Below are 13,961 nucleotides of genomic sequence, written 5' to 3'. Positions count from 1 at the left end.
CCGCGTCGGAGCGAAAAGTTGAGCCAGTGCGTTGGACGGGTTCCCCGGCATAAAGCAACTGGCGTTGCGCGTCCGGGTTTCCCGGCGCAAAACTTTTCAAGCCAGAGGGGTTGGGGAGAGGTTCATCGAACTCACGTTATTTAGCATTAACTAGCAATATAAATACTGATGTCTCCTTTATTCTGTCTGAGGACTTTGAGGGCTTGTTGCTCTATTTGTCTTATCCGTTCTCGACTTACACCTATGCGCTGACCAATTTGTGATAGAGAAAGTTCATTTCCATCTTTTAAACCGAAGCGGAGAGTTAAAACTTCTCGCTGTTGAGGAGTCAATTTTGCTAATAGCTTTTGCAGGTCTTGTTGTAAAGATTCTTGGACGATATAACTTTCTGGAGTTAGCCCTGTATCTTCTAGAACATCTATTAGTTCTGAATCTTGCTGTACACCAATTCGTGATTCTAGAGACATAGGTTTAAGCGCAAAATATAAACATTCTCTAATCTCTTTATGTGTTAAGGATAAGGCTGTAGCGATTTCATCAGTTGTAGGAACTCGCCCTAATTTTTGAGATAATTCTCTCTGCACACGCTTAATTTTGTTCAATTTTTCAAACACATGAATTGGTAAGCGAATAGTGCGGCTTTGTTGTGCGATCGCTCGTGTAATTCCTTGGCGTATCCACCAGTAAGCGTAGGTAGATAATTTATAACCACGTTCTGGATCGAATTTTTCTATACCCCGTTCTAAGGCTAAATTACCTTCTTGAATTAAATCTAAAAGTTCCATATTTCGTTGCTGATATTTTTTGGCTATTGAAACCACTAATCGCAAATTAGCCGCAATCATTTTTTGTTTAGCTCGTCGTCCTTGATTTAATTGCTGTTGCAAGGTATCAATAGTTAAATTGAGATAATCAGCCCATTCATGCAATAATGGTTCACGCTTTAATTGCAATGCTAACTCTTTTTTTACATTGAGTAAATGCATCATCTGCTGTACTTGTTGAGCCAAAACAATTTCTTGCTGGTGAGTTAATAAAGCTACTTTGCCTATCTCTTGTAAATAGGAGTACATATTATCTCTGTCAACCAGATATTTCCGACTTGCATTATCAACTTCATAAGTAAAAGATTGTAAGTTTGTCATGGTTGGTATATCCTTTTTAATTAATAAAATAGCTGTATTGATTGTTGGCAAAATATCTGCTATGTATGGATTTTATTATGTATAAATTTCAAAATAAACCCGTAGCCTAATAACAAGCAAACTACCAACAAAAATTCAAGGAATACAATGATTGTGAGCATAATATCTGCGGTATGCTAATTGTTTGTAGAGGTTGCAGTATAAGCAGGTGTATTCAACTCTCCTACACTGTTGAAGGGAAAAAAGCGAAAGATTGCTTTACCAATGATGTTTTGACGCGGAACAAAGCCCCAATAATGGCTATCATAACTATCATTACGATTGTCACCTAAAACTAAATAAGAATTTGCTGGGACAATCACTGGCCCCCATTGATAATTCGGTTTAGCTTCGATGTATTTTTCCTTTAAAGGTGAACTATTAACATAAACTTGTCCATTTTTTACCTCTACCTTTTCTCCAGGTAGCCCAATCACCCGCTTAATAAAAGCTTCGTGATAATTCTCTTGTTGCAATATTTTAGTAGGTTTGAAAACCACTATGTCACCTCGACGGGGAGAGCTAAAATCATAGCTAATTTTATCCACTATCAAGTGATCATTTGGTTGAATAGTTGGTTCCATCGAACCAGAGGGAACATAACGTGCCTCAGCAACAAAAGTACGAATACTTAAAGCCAAAATCAAGCTTAAACCTAAAGTTTTTGCACCTTCAATCCATACATTTTCTGACTGAGATGAATTTTGTTTTTGCTGATGAATATTAGACATAATTTCTTAACCTACTAGTTATTGAAATTTTGCAGCAGTTTGCCCTTGAGGTGCAAATAAATTGCCAGCAGCATCATTTGGATAAACACAGGAAACTTGTGGAGAATTTTCCAGCTTGCCAGTGTAAGCAAAAGTATTTAAGCTATTTTTACAATTACTTACCTGTTGAGATGTAAGCAGATTTCTTTGTTGTAAAATAGCCCAATCGCTAGTGCGTAAAACACATCCAGGCTGCATACGCGGTTGTGTTACGTAAACTTTAAAAGGGTTGAGAGTGAGAAAGACACGAGTGTCTGTGACAATTGCACTTGCACCATACTGAACGCAAATATCTGCATCAGGTGCAGCACTATCAATATAAACACTACTGGCAATATTTTCTGGGTTAGAGTTAGCAACACTAGTTAGACTGACACCAAGAAAAACTCCTAACAATAAGGCAGCACTAACAATAGCTACTATCATTGTATTGAAACGGAAAGGTTTAGGGTTATGAGGCGATCGCGTGTTATTCTGCATAAGTGAAGCCTCTAATAAGTTATCAAAAAATAATTTTATAGATGAAAAATTAAACTCATTTCAATTAATGTCTGATAATCCTGTAGGCAAGATAAGTTTTTTACTGCCTTGACTATGCAAATATTGAGCGAGAATTTGATTGACAGTATCTTTATAGGCTAAAGGAATAGGCACAAGCCAATATGTTCTCACAAGATATAAACGAGGTTGAAAGATAATTATCAACGTATTATTTTTCGTTTTATCCCAACTGTAGGAAGTAATGTTTTCCCATTTCACTAATGAAAACCTGTAACAAATACCGTTTTCCCGTAATTCAAACTTACTTAAGTAACGCGAAACTACAATGATTACTGAAGACCAGATCAGGATTGTCTCTGCTAGATATTTACGATTCAGGTTGTTATATATTGAACCTTGGGTAAATGCTTCATGAATAAATAAAGCAGAGTACAAACTGCCTAACGCTATGCTAAGTAAAGTCAACCAAACTAAGCGTTTATTTCTAAAAATTTCGTCAATATTTAGTAGGCAATAACCTGCTTGTACTTTACGCCAGTGCCAAGTTGATATATATATCAAGTAGCCTAAGAAATATACTTCGTAAATTCCCACCAATATTAACCTGCTGTACTTTGTTAATTGTGGAATGAGTAATAATGTGAATACAAGTAAAAGCCACGGAAGAGTGTAAAGTATTTCTCTAGCGGCGTTTTGTTTGCCTACTAAATGACGACTGACTTGATATCTAATTCCCAACAAAATAACTAATACAATTATGGGAATAAATAGGGACGTAATATGAGTGAAGTCGAAAGTATACATAGCTTTGCTCTTTATCTAAAAAATAGGCGAAAATGAAAGTTAAATCAGACTGTTTTATTTGTCATTTCCAGGTAATACTTTCGGTTGCAAACTCAAGTTGAGAGTTTGTCCATTACGCAGAATTTGCAATTGTAAGTTACTGCCATCAGGGGTGTTTTCTACAGCTTGTTGCAGTTGTTCAGCGTTATCGATTGCTTGGTTATTCGCTTTGACAATCACATCACCTGCACGAACTCCGCCTTGATTAGCAGGTGATTTTCGGGCAACTTTGACCACTAACACGCCTTGAGATTGATCGACACTAATCGGAGAATTAGGATCATCGTTAATTTGTTGTTTAACTTCTGGTGTCAGCGTGAGCATCTGAATCCCCAGATAAGGATGATTAACTTTGCCTGTGGAGATTAATTGTGCGGCAATTTTTTTGGCAGTATTAATTGGAATTGCAAACCCCAAACCTTGGGTATTCTGAATAATTGCTGTGTTAATACCAATTACTTGGCCAGCAGCATTCAGTAAGGGGCCGCCAGAGTTACCAGGATTGATTGGTGCATCAGTTTGGATGTAGTCAACACGTTCATTAGGCATTCCTACCTGAGAACTAGAACGACCGATCGCACTAATAATGCCATGAGTCACAGTATTATTTAAACCAAGAGGATTACCAATTGCGATCGCCCATTCACCTGGTTGTAACTGATTAGAATTACCTAGCTTGACTGTTGGCAAATTATCAGCCTGGATTTTGACGACAGCAATATCTGTCACTGGGTCAACACCCATAACTTTACCCTTAAAATTGCGCCCATCCTTGAGCGTCACAGTCACCGTATCAGCACCGTTGACCACATGAGCATTAGTCAGAATCTCGCCATTAGAATCAATAATGAAACCAGAACCAATACCTCGTTCAATCTCTTGAGATGGCACTTGTGGCAACTGATAGCCAAAAAATTTCTGAATTAGAGGATCATCTAAAATACCAGCCGCCGGATTTTTGATTGTGCGTGTAGAATCAATTCGTACTACCGCAGAACCGTCTTGACGAACTACAGCCGTAATAAAGTTAGAATCTTTATCTATCGCTGAGTTTGCAGATGGTTGGCTGGCTGTTGCATTTAAGAAAGGTTGCAGTGCTGGAGGTAAAGGTTGTGGATGCGGCAATAAACGCAGACTGATGATTGTAGCTCCTGCACCTGCAAAGATTAGTCCTAAGTAAGGTAAAAATTTTTTCAATTGATGATGCGTTGGTCGCTCAACTTGCGGTGCTGGTGAATTTGCATCAACATCAGCTAATGGAAGGTTGTTGTCTTCTAAATCGTGGTTTTCTGTCTTCATCACCCAAAACTCCTTTGTAAATCAAGGCTTTTCGTTTTGCTTGATTACAAGTTTCGGTTTTTGGCAAAAGGTTTTGGGTGAGGATAGATAACTTAGCGAAAATTTAAGGTCAAATTATTCAAAAAGCTTTGTACAAATTAATCGATTGTACGGACGAACAGATGTACGCCCTACTCAATAATTAAAGGTTTCCTAGTATTCGCGTTTCTTAATCCCTAAGCCATGTACAAATATTTATAGTAGTCAGGTTTATTTAGCAATCGTCAAGTTTCTCCCTGGATTATTCAGGACTACTTTCATATAAGTTCGGTTTATTAAAGTAATTAATAAATAAATTTTATGGAACGTAAACAATCTGTCTGGGTAGTAGACGACGAACCTAATGGCTTTGAGGTGATTGAGTTGCTACTACGACGCGAAGGATATAATCTGACCTACTTCAATAGTGGTAAAGAAGTCCTCAGCCAATTGGCATCTAGCTTACCTGATGTCATCCTGTTAGATGTAATGATGCCGGAAATTGATGGCATTGAAACTTGTCGGCGTATCAAAGCCAATTCTAACTGGAAGCCAATTCCTATCATTATTGTCACAGCTTTAGACTCAAAAGAAGACTTAGCGCGATCGCTCGCGGCTGGTGCTGATGATTTCCTGACTAAGCCGATAAATGGGGTAGAATTACGAGCGCGTGTCCGTTCCATGTTGCGAATTAAACAACAATATGACGCACTGCAAGCCAGCGTTAACCTGCGACGGGATTTATCTAAACTTGTGGTGGAAGATATACGTCAACCAATGTCTACGGTGTTGTTGGGTAGCCATTTATTACTACAAAGTAATTTAGAAGCAAAAGATAGAGAACGCGCTGAAATGGTACACACAGCCGGACTAGAGATTGATGCCATTATTAATGGCTTACTGCGTTTAGCCAAAATGGAATCTGGCAAACTGGTATTAAATCCAGTTGAAGTAGACCTTAACGAACTAGCAGAAGTAGTAGTTGAAAATTTTCAAGCGATCGTCAACTCTAAGCAAATCCAACTTATTACTAAATTACCTCAACAAGGACGTTGGCTAAATATTGACGCTGAATTATTTCATCGCTTACTTAACAATCTTATTACTAATGCAATTCAATCATCTCCACCAACTAGCACAATTACATTGCAAATTGATTATCCTGATGACTCCTTACAAAAACTAATAATTCGCGTTACGGATGAAGGTACAGGAATCAATCGAGAGTTACAACAATCTATTTTCACTCAATATGAATTAGGAAACTTAACTAATGGTAATTCGCAAATCGGCTTGAGTTTGGCATTTTGCAAAATGGTTGCCGAGGCTCACGGTGGCACAATTACAATTGAGGATAATCAACCAAACGGTGCGGTTGTGATTGTAGAAATTTAAGCAGTAAGGGCGCACAGATGTGCGCCCTTTGCTATCTTTTTAATAACTTATCTATCTTCACCCCAAATTGACTTTTTCAACCCGACACTATAAATGAAAGTCAATTCACCGAGCTATGTAATAGCTCTATTCAAAATTATGATTACCCGTAAAATTAGTGCAATTGGTCTTTTGACTGGACTACTAACAGCTTGTTTAGGTCACGGTATTGCTTTAGCAGATACTCCTGGTTATCATCCCTACTATCTTCATGCACGCAGTGACCTACGTAAAGCTGAATTAATGTTAGAAACTCCTGATGAATATAATGTCACTCAAGCAGCTAAAATAGCGGCTCAAAAGGTTCATTATGCCATTGAAGATATTGATGTAGCAGGAGTTTTAGATGCAAAAGATATCTATGATTACCCACAAATAGATACTTCGTTAAACCATAGAGATAAATTTCAGGCGATTTATAAACTCTTGCGTAGTGCCGAAAGTGATTTATCTAGAGAAGAAGATAACAGTTCTGTTATCTCTTGGCGTAACAGAGCCGAAATGGATATTAATCAAGCCAAACATTATACTGCGATCGCGGCTGGTAAAGATACGATTGATGATTTGACTTATAACAACTATTAAATTTATTTGCCAAAGCATGAGCAAATAAATTCTTGTAAACCTATCTATTAGGTTTACAAGCATTTTAATAAGACAAGCATCAAAAAATATAGCTATGATTCACCACATCTCTATCGCCGTCAAAAACCCACTCCTTGTTGCTCAGGCTTTAGCAGAACTTTGGAATGGCAATGTCTATTCATTCAGTCCTATTTTAGGAGGGTACATTGTCAGGGATTTCGATGAACATGGTACGGCAGTTGAAATTTATCCGTTAGGAACTCAATTAGCTCCTATGGTTGGAAATCGAGATGTCGTTCAAGATTCATTTACTCCTAAACTTTCGCCGTTTCATGCAGCAATTTCTGTCTCTGTTGATCAAGAACGCATTGAGCAAATTGCTAAACGTGAAGGATGGTTTACACAATTGTGCGATCGCGGCCCTTTTAAAGTAATTGAGTTCTGGGTTGAAAATCAACTGCTCCTAGAATTATTACCACCTGCACTTGCCTCTGAATACCTAAAGTTTACTCAACCACAAAACACTGAGAAATTTTTTGGTACACCAGTCACAGCCTAGTTATTAATCTCACAAAAAAGCGTCATCTCTTTTATTAAGGATGGTGCTTTTTTTATCTACAGGACTAACGCAAACTTATAAAGAAACGAACCACAAAGAACGCGTTAGACGCGTTCGCGGAGCGTTGCCGCAGGCTAGCGGCTTCCCGCCAGGGTAGGACACGAAGAAGAGTTTGAGAGAGTTCTTGCGTAAGTCCTGATCTACTATAATCTGCTAGATTACTAATTTTTATTTAACTGTTTAGCATCTTTTTTGCCAAGATTGGCGTAAAAGGCATCAATAAAAAAGGTAACTGTGACCACTGAGGGCTAAAAAAAGACCAAACGATTGACCAAGTAATCAGCCCAAAATTAATTAAACTTTCGGCGTTACCTATGCGTTTGCGCCATACAGGATCAATTCCTGGTTCAAGAAATTTCCGATTAATAGCGTAATAGCGATTGAGGAGAAATAATAAATTCAATACTAAAAGATGTCCATCAAAAAATAACACAGAAATCTGCTGACTACCATATTCCCCTACTAGAGAAGCCGAAAAGGGAATTAAAGTAATAAACATGAGAATCAGCAAATTAATCCATAGTAGTGTGCGGTTAACATTGCGAATGTAATGAAATTGCTGATGACTAACCAGCCAAAGAGAACCCAGTACCAAAAAACTTACCAAGTAGTCGTGTAAGCGGCTCGTCAATCCTAAAATGAATTCTGGCAAAATATAGGCAACTTTAGCGGCAGGAATACTCGGCACTTTGATATTTAGCACTAGCAAAGTCATGGCAATAGAATAGACACAATCGCTCAAAGCTTCTAAGCGTCTACTGCTGGGAAGTAAGGAGTTGGTTTTGGTATTTGAAGTTTGCATATTACTCAGTCGCTAAAATTTACCTCTTTTAGTGTGACTAATAATTCCTCTTGGTCTAAAGGTTGAACTTTATCTACAAAATAATGGTGGAAAGATTGAGGAAGCTGATGAAAATCTTCACCAGCAAAAGGTAAACTTCTAGAGTTATAGGTGTTCCAGAAAAGAATCACCTGATCTTTGATATCTTCTTGGTTAATATCGTGAATTAAGGCAGCAAATGCTTTGCCAGTATATGTGCCATCTAATTGAATATTCTCCTGATTATCCATCTGAGTGATTGCTTTCATTCCTAACTTTGTAAAACGAGCATATTCTTCGCCAAAGAATTCTTGTCTAATAAGTACATCATTTTCTGTCATTTTTAAGATTGGGAAAGTAGAGTCTAGAGAGTGTAAGAGTGAGTTCGTGTGATTGAACAATTTGACCATTTTCTTTTCATTGGCAAATTGCGCTTCTACGACTAGAACTGCTATTACTTTTGTTTTAAGTCCAACCGCTTTTAAGCCGAGAACAAGTCCTACAGCAGTCCCCATAGTTCCTAACGGCAGATAAATGAAATCTGGTTCAGGTATATGACCTTGCAGAATTTGTTCTTTGAGTTCAAAAGCTGCATTAACATAGGCGATCGCACCTAATGGTGAAGACCCTCCAGGGGCAATAATATAAGGTATACGACCTTCTTTTAATGTGTAATGAAGAAGTTGGTATGCTGTGTTAATCAAGAGTGTTAGTTGTGTCTGATGCTGATGAATATCTGCCTCATAATAATGACTCATCAACAGATTACGCCGCACATACTGAGCATTCATTTGAGGCATTAGCATTGAAGTTGTGCGGATGCCAAGAGAATGAGCATAAATTGCTGTTGCTAGGGCATGGTTAGACCCAGCAAAACCAAACGTCAATACCCGCTTTGATTTTTGATTAAGAACGTCTCCTAGCAGAAATTCTAATTTGCGAATCTTGTTACCACCATAGATCAAGCCACTCAGATCATCCCGCTTGATGTAAAGTTGTTCTGCATTCAGCGACTTTTCTAACTTATGTAGCTTATGTACTGGAGTTGGTAATTCAGCTAATGATACATAAGGAAGCTTGGCTTTTAATCGTGGATAAGCCTGAAACAGAGGAAGCATTTATTTATCTCCTAAATAATGAATGGTAGGGGTTGCTATGCAACCCTACGATGTTTGTAAATGTTGATCGTGATTGCGGTGTTCCAATTTTCTTCGCAGTGCTTCCATGTAGGTATAAAACACTGGAGTAATATATAGTGTCAGCAGTTGCGAAAATAACAATCCTCCTACTACAGCCATCCCTAAAGGTCGGCGTGACTCTGCACCAGCACCTAAACCAAGGGCGATGGGTAATGTACCCATCAAAGCTGCCATTGTGGTCATCATAATTGGGCGGAAGCGGACTAAACAGGCTTCGTATATGGCATCACGGGGGGATTTATCTGTGTGGCGTTGGGTTTCCATTGCAAAGTCAATCATCATGATGCCGTTTTTCTTGACAATACCCACTAGCAAGATGATGCCGATAAAGGCGTAAACGTTGAGATCAATATGAAATAGCATCAATGTAAGTAGTGCGCCGAACCCAGCCGAAGGTAAGCTAGATAAAATTGTGAAAGGGTGAATGTAATCTTCGTAGAGAATTCCCAGCACAATGTAAATTACTAAAATTGCCACCAACAGCAACAATCCCAGTCCAGCAATTGAAGATTGAAAAGCTTGGGCTGAACCCTGGAAGCTGGTACTAATGGTTGCAGGTAAGGTATCATGGGCTACTTGTTGAATTTTGTCTGTTACTTCTCCTAGAGATACACCGAGCTTGAGGTTAAAGGAGATAGTTGTGGCGGGGAGTTGTCCTTGATGGTTGACTGTTAATGAACCCACACCTGTAGTTAAGGTAGCCACTGCATTTAAGGGAACGAGTTGACCATTAGCAGAATGAATCGATAGCAGATTTAAAGCATCCGGGTTTTTTTGATACTGTGGTAAAAGTCCCAGGATGACCTCATACTCATTATCTGGAGCGTAAATCGTGGAAACTTGCAAGGTACCATAGGCATCCCCCAAGGCTGTTTCGATTTGTTGGGTAGTTAAACCAAGGGCATTGGCGCGATCGCGGTTAATCTGTACATTCACCTGGGGATTATCTATTTGCAAATCACTGTTGACATCCTGCAACCCCGGAATTTTGCTGAGTTTATCTTGCAAAATTGGCGTATATTTATACAGGTCTTGTAAGTTGGTGCTTTGTAAGGAAAACTGATATTGGGCGTTTGTCTGCTTACCACCAATATTAATGGTTGGTGGATTGATTAAGAAGGCTTTGATTCCTGGTTCCTTTAATACTTTTGGTTGCAATTCTTGTATCACCTGATCGGCGTTGAGATGTCTTTCGGAAGTTGGTTTCAGGCGGATGACGATAATTCCAGTGTTATTTCCAGCCGTCCCCGTCACTGATGTCCCAACAATTGAGTTCAGTACATCTACATTGGGATCTTTGCGAATGATTTGGGCTACTGCTTCTTGGTGCTTAATCATATCTTCAAAGGAAATATCTTGCGCTGCTTGGGTTTGAGCCAGAATCAATCCTTTATCATCACTAGGAAGAAAGCCCTTCGGCGCGATCGCAAATAAATACATTGTCGCCAACAAAATCACACCGGAGAGAATCATCGTTGTACGGTGATATTTCAAAGACTTTCGCAGACTCCAGGCGTAAAAACGTAGGGAAAAGTTCTGATTTGTGTTCTCAGTTTCTTCTTCTGCTTGGTGATGTTCCGGTTGCAAAAATCGGCTGCATAACATCGGCGTTAAGCTGAGGGAAAGCAAACCAGAAACTAGAATAGAGGCTGCAATAGTGACGGCGAATTCATGAAATAACCTTCCCAAAATACCCGGCATAAACAACATGGGGATGAAGACGGCTACTAGAGATAAAGTCATGGAAATAATTGTGCCGCTAATTTCTGTTGAACCGTTGATGGCCGCTTGCCAACGATTTTCGCCCATTTCTCTATGACGGACGATATTCTCTAACACTACCACCGCGTCATCTACTACGAAACCTACGCTTAAGGTTAACGCCATCAGGGAAAGGGTATCGAGGGAAAAGCCCAGCATTAACATGACTGCGAAGGTAGCTACTAAAGATAGGGGTACAGTTACACTAGGGATTAAAGTAGCCCGGAGATTCCGCAGAAATAAAAAGATGACTAACACCACTAAACAAATGGTGAGTAATAAGGTGAATTTAACATCATTCACTGAGTCACGGATATTTTGTGAGCGGTCGTAGAAAATATCCATATTCACAGCCGTGGGAATTTGCGATCGCAAATTCGGCAGCAAGGTTTTGACTGCATCAACAATCTCAATAGTGTTGGTTCCTGGCTGACGTTGAATCGCCAAAATAATTGAACGTTGGGGAATCTGGCCTTGTTTGGCAAAATACCAACTGGCAACTTTATCATTTTCTACACTGTCAACCACTTGACCCAAATCACCCAAATGTACTGGCGCACCATTACTATAAGCAACTGTCAAGCCGCGATAGTCGTCAGCGTTAAGCAATTGACCATTAGCTTCCACGGTATAATTTTTGTGATTGCCGTAGAGATTCCCAGTAGGCAAATCAGAGTTATTTTGAGCGATCGCTTTCGCAACATCATCAATACCTAACCCTTTGGCTTTCAACGATTGGGGATCAACTTCGATGCGAACAGCATATTTTTGAGAACCGTAAACCAATACCTGCGCTACGCCATCAACCATTGATAAACGTTCTGCTAATGTCTCTTCTGCATACTTATCTATATCCGAAAGTGGGACTAAATTAGAACTCAGGGTTATGTAAAGAATTGGTTGCTGTGCTGGATTTACCTTCTTATAGGATGGAGGACTAGGCATATCGCTAGGCAATTGCTTAGTTGCTTGAGCGATCGCCGCTTGTACATCTTGGGCTGCACCATCAATATCTCGACTCAAATCAAATTGCAGAACAATTTGGCTACTCCCTTTAGAACTGGTGGAGTTCATGGAATCAAGCCCAGCAATGGTAGAAAACTGCTGTTCTAAAGGCGTTGCCACCGATGCCGCCATCGTTTCCGGGCTAGCTCCTGGTAAACTAGCAGACACAGCAATTGTGGGAAAATCCATACTAGGCAAGTCGCTAACGGGTAGTATAAAGTAACTCATTAGCCCAAACACTAGAATTGCCAACATCACCAAAGTGGTCATGATTGGGCGGCGAATGAACAAGGAAGGAATATTTGTCATGGTTTTTAGTTTTGTAAGGGCGTAACACAGCGCGTCTCTACAGCTATTTATTAGAAGATTGTTCAATAGCAACAGATACACCAGGCGCAAGATTGAATTGCCCATCAGTAACGACTTGTTCGCCTGGTTGCAATCCTTGATTAATCACAGTTTCTTTGCCTACGCTATCCCCAACTTTCACCGGACGGGTTGCTACTGTTTTGTCCGGTTGCACAACATACACATACTGCCCGTTTTGTCCAGTTTGTAATGCTTGAGAAGGGACAATAATTGCATTAGGTAACTGCGTCAATTTCAGCACCACATCTACAAATTCTCCTGGTGATAGCTGTCCTTGGATATTGCTAAAGGTAGCTTTGAGTTGAATCGTTCCGGTTGTGGTATCCAACGTATTATCAACAAAGGTGAGTTCACCCTTTATTGGCTGTGCGGAATTATTTGGCACTAACGCATCAACTTCTAGTTTGCCTTTTGCTAGATATTCTTTGAGTTCTGGTAATTGCTGTTGCGGGATGGAGAAAGAAACGTAAGTAGGATGAGTTTGGTTAATTACGACTAAGCCGGTGGTATCGTTAGCTTTGACTAAGTTACCTTGATTAACTTGTAAATTACCTGTTTGCCCATCAATAGGTGCATAGATAGTAGTGTAAGCCAGTTGAGTTTTAGCACTAGCCACAGCCGCCTCAGCCGCTTTGAGATTGGCTTGAGCATTCTGTACATTTGCCTTGGCTGAACCCACAGCCGCGATCGCTTCTCGAATTGCACTTTGATCAGCAGATACAGTTGCTTCGGCTGCATCCGCACTGGTGCGATATTGCTGTGCTTGTTCTTGGGTAACGGCTCCTTGTTGGAATAAATGGGTATAGCGCTTTGCTTCCGTATCAGCATTACGTGCTTCGGCTGCATCTTTTACCCGTGTAGATTTCGCTTGAGTTACTTGATCATTGGCTTGTTGCAGATTAGCGATCGCTTGCTGGACTTGTGCTTGCGCTTGTACCTGTTTGGCGAGTGCTTGATCTAAATCTGCCTGAAAAGGTGTCGGATCAATTTTGAATAATAACTGTCCTTTTTTGACTTGCTGACCCTGTTGAAAGTAAACTCCTGTGAGTTGCCCATCAACTAGTGATTTAATTAATACAGTAGAATATGCCTCAACTGTTCCTGTAGTGCGAATTTCTAGAGGGATTGTTGCTTGGCTTACTTGAGCTACGACTACAGGCACAGCTTTATAACTATTTGCCTGTATCTGTGTAGGTCTTTTACTCAAAAAAAACCAACTAGAAAAACAAACTAATCCTAATATCAAAAGACCCAGACTACTTTTTTGTAGACGCGTCAATTTTGGTAAGTCTTGTATGATTGCGTTGTTATTCATCATTTCGTTGCCCAACTTTATTTAACATCAGTTTCAGTCATTAGCAAACGCTTAGGGGCGAAGATAAATAAGTTAGGGAAAAGTTTTATGATTTTGCCAAAACCCTGATACATAATCAAATGTATTAGGCGTACAACTCTTGCGGGGGGACAAAATGGTCTAGAATGCTTATCTTACAAAGAGTGTAGCAATTTGTGGTAAAAGAAAAAGAGCATTTATTCGCAATAAGCTCTATTTAA

At 39.6% G+C, this 13,961-nt stretch carries 12 protein-coding genes; 3 read left to right on the top strand and 9 right to left on the bottom strand.

Features of this window, described 5'->3' with window-relative positions; all coding sequences use genetic code 11:
* Positions 1–146: 146 nt before the first annotated feature.
* From H6G76_RS34090 to H6G76_RS34070, 5 genes are all read right to left on the bottom strand, one after another.
* Positions 147–1,145: an RpoD/SigA family RNA polymerase sigma factor gene (locus H6G76_RS34090; protein WP_190710631.1), complete on the bottom strand. Its 999-nt coding sequence runs from the start codon at positions 1,143–1,145 to the stop codon at positions 147–149.
* Between the two features lie 176 nt (positions 1,146–1,321).
* Positions 1,322–1,915 carry a signal peptidase I gene (gene lepB, locus H6G76_RS34085; RefSeq protein ID WP_190710630.1) on the bottom strand — a complete coding sequence of 198 codons (594 nt, stop codon included), beginning with the start codon at positions 1,913–1,915 and terminating at the stop codon, positions 1,322–1,324.
* An 18-nt stretch (positions 1,916–1,933) separates the two neighbouring features.
* Positions 1,934–2,434, bottom strand: a complete 501-nt coding sequence (locus tag H6G76_RS34080) for a DUF3172 domain-containing protein (protein WP_190710629.1) — start codon at positions 2,432–2,434, stop codon at positions 1,934–1,936.
* 60 nt (positions 2,435–2,494) lie between these two features.
* The gene (locus H6G76_RS34075; protein WP_190710628.1) at positions 2,495–3,259 is read right to left on the bottom strand and encodes a DUF5673 domain-containing protein; all 765 of its coding nucleotides are present in this window, start codon (positions 3,257–3,259) and stop codon (positions 2,495–2,497) included.
* A gap of 54 nt (positions 3,260–3,313) precedes the next feature.
* The gene (locus H6G76_RS34070) at positions 3,314–4,597 is read right to left on the bottom strand and encodes an HhoA/HhoB/HtrA family serine endopeptidase (RefSeq protein WP_190710627.1); all 1,284 of its coding nucleotides are present in this window, start codon (positions 4,595–4,597) and stop codon (positions 3,314–3,316) included.
* A 339-nt stretch (positions 4,598–4,936) separates the two neighbouring features.
* On the opposite strand from H6G76_RS34070, the gene H6G76_RS34065 reads away from it, so the two are divergent.
* The 3 genes from H6G76_RS34065 to H6G76_RS34055 all read left to right on the top strand — a co-directional run bounded on the left by H6G76_RS34065 (position 4,937) and on the right by H6G76_RS34055 (position 7,193).
* The gene (locus H6G76_RS34065; RefSeq protein ID WP_190710626.1) at positions 4,937–6,010 is read left to right on the top strand and encodes a hybrid sensor histidine kinase/response regulator; all 1,074 of its coding nucleotides are present in this window, start codon (positions 4,937–4,939) and stop codon (positions 6,008–6,010) included.
* Between the two features lie 138 nt (positions 6,011–6,148).
* Positions 6,149–6,634, top strand: a complete 486-nt coding sequence (locus tag H6G76_RS34060) for a hypothetical protein (RefSeq protein ID WP_190710625.1) — start codon at positions 6,149–6,151, stop codon at positions 6,632–6,634.
* 94 nt (positions 6,635–6,728) lie between these two features.
* On the top strand, positions 6,729–7,193 hold the full coding sequence (locus H6G76_RS34055) for a hypothetical protein (RefSeq protein WP_190710624.1): 465 nt from the start codon (positions 6,729–6,731) through the stop codon (positions 7,191–7,193).
* Between the two features lie 232 nt (positions 7,194–7,425).
* Here the strand turns inward: H6G76_RS34055 and H6G76_RS34050 are convergent, their stop codons facing one another.
* The 4 genes from H6G76_RS34050 to H6G76_RS34035 are packed head-to-tail and all read right to left on the bottom strand — an operon-like array spanning position 7,426 to position 13,725.
* Positions 7,426–8,055, bottom strand: coding sequence for a TMEM175 family protein (locus tag H6G76_RS34050; protein ID WP_190710623.1), 630 nt, complete (start codon positions 8,053–8,055; stop codon positions 7,426–7,428).
* A 5-nt stretch (positions 8,056–8,060) separates the two neighbouring features.
* Entirely contained in the window at positions 8,061–9,191 is a 1,131-nt protein-coding gene (locus H6G76_RS34045; RefSeq protein WP_190710622.1) for a 1-aminocyclopropane-1-carboxylate deaminase/D-cysteine desulfhydrase, read from the bottom strand.
* Between the two features lie 45 nt (positions 9,192–9,236).
* Positions 9,237–12,347, bottom strand: a complete 3,111-nt coding sequence (locus H6G76_RS34040; RefSeq protein ID WP_190710621.1) for an efflux RND transporter permease subunit — start codon at positions 12,345–12,347, stop codon at positions 9,237–9,239.
* 43 nt (positions 12,348–12,390) lie between these two features.
* On the bottom strand, positions 12,391–13,725 hold the full coding sequence (locus H6G76_RS34035) for an efflux RND transporter periplasmic adaptor subunit (RefSeq protein WP_190710620.1): 1,335 nt from the start codon (positions 13,723–13,725) through the stop codon (positions 12,391–12,393).
* Positions 13,726–13,961 lie beyond the last annotated feature (236 nt).

It is taken from the genome of Nostoc sp. FACHB-152, assembly GCF_014697475.1.
GTDB lineage: Bacteria > Cyanobacteriota > Cyanobacteriia > Cyanobacteriales > Nostocaceae > Nostoc_B.
This window is presented reverse-complemented; position numbering and strand designations above follow the sequence as displayed.

Bases quoted from the DNA above. Each gene is read 5' to 3' on its own strand.
- H6G76_RS34090 (WP_190710631.1), bottom strand. From the start codon at position 1,145: ATGACAAACTTACAATCTTTTACTTATGAAGTTGATAATGCAAGTCGG.
- lepB (WP_190710630.1), bottom strand. From the start codon at position 1,915: ATGTCTAATATTCATCAGCAAAAACAAAATTCATCTCAGTCAGAAAAT.
- H6G76_RS34080 (WP_190710629.1), bottom strand. From the start codon at position 2,434: ATGCAGAATAACACGCGATCGCCTCATAACCCTAAACCTTTCCGTTTC.
- H6G76_RS34075 (WP_190710628.1), bottom strand. From the start codon at position 3,259: ATGTATACTTTCGACTTCACTCATATTACGTCCCTATTTATTCCCATA.
- H6G76_RS34070 (WP_190710627.1), bottom strand. From the start codon at position 4,597: ATGAAGACAGAAAACCACGATTTAGAAGACAACAACCTTCCATTAGCT.
- H6G76_RS34065 (WP_190710626.1), top strand. From the start codon at position 4,937: ATGGAACGTAAACAATCTGTCTGGGTAGTAGACGACGAACCTAATGGC.
- H6G76_RS34060 (WP_190710625.1), top strand. From the start codon at position 6,149: ATGATTACCCGTAAAATTAGTGCAATTGGTCTTTTGACTGGACTACTA.
- H6G76_RS34055 (WP_190710624.1), top strand. From the start codon at position 6,729: ATGATTCACCACATCTCTATCGCCGTCAAAAACCCACTCCTTGTTGCT.
- H6G76_RS34050 (WP_190710623.1), bottom strand. From the start codon at position 8,055: ATGCAAACTTCAAATACCAAAACCAACTCCTTACTTCCCAGCAGTAGA.
- H6G76_RS34045 (WP_190710622.1), bottom strand. From the start codon at position 9,191: ATGCTTCCTCTGTTTCAGGCTTATCCACGATTAAAAGCCAAGCTTCCT.
- H6G76_RS34040 (WP_190710621.1), bottom strand. From the start codon at position 12,347: ATGACAAATATTCCTTCCTTGTTCATTCGCCGCCCAATCATGACCACT.
- H6G76_RS34035 (WP_190710620.1), bottom strand. From the start codon at position 13,725: ATGATGAATAACAACGCAATCATACAAGACTTACCAAAATTGACGCGT.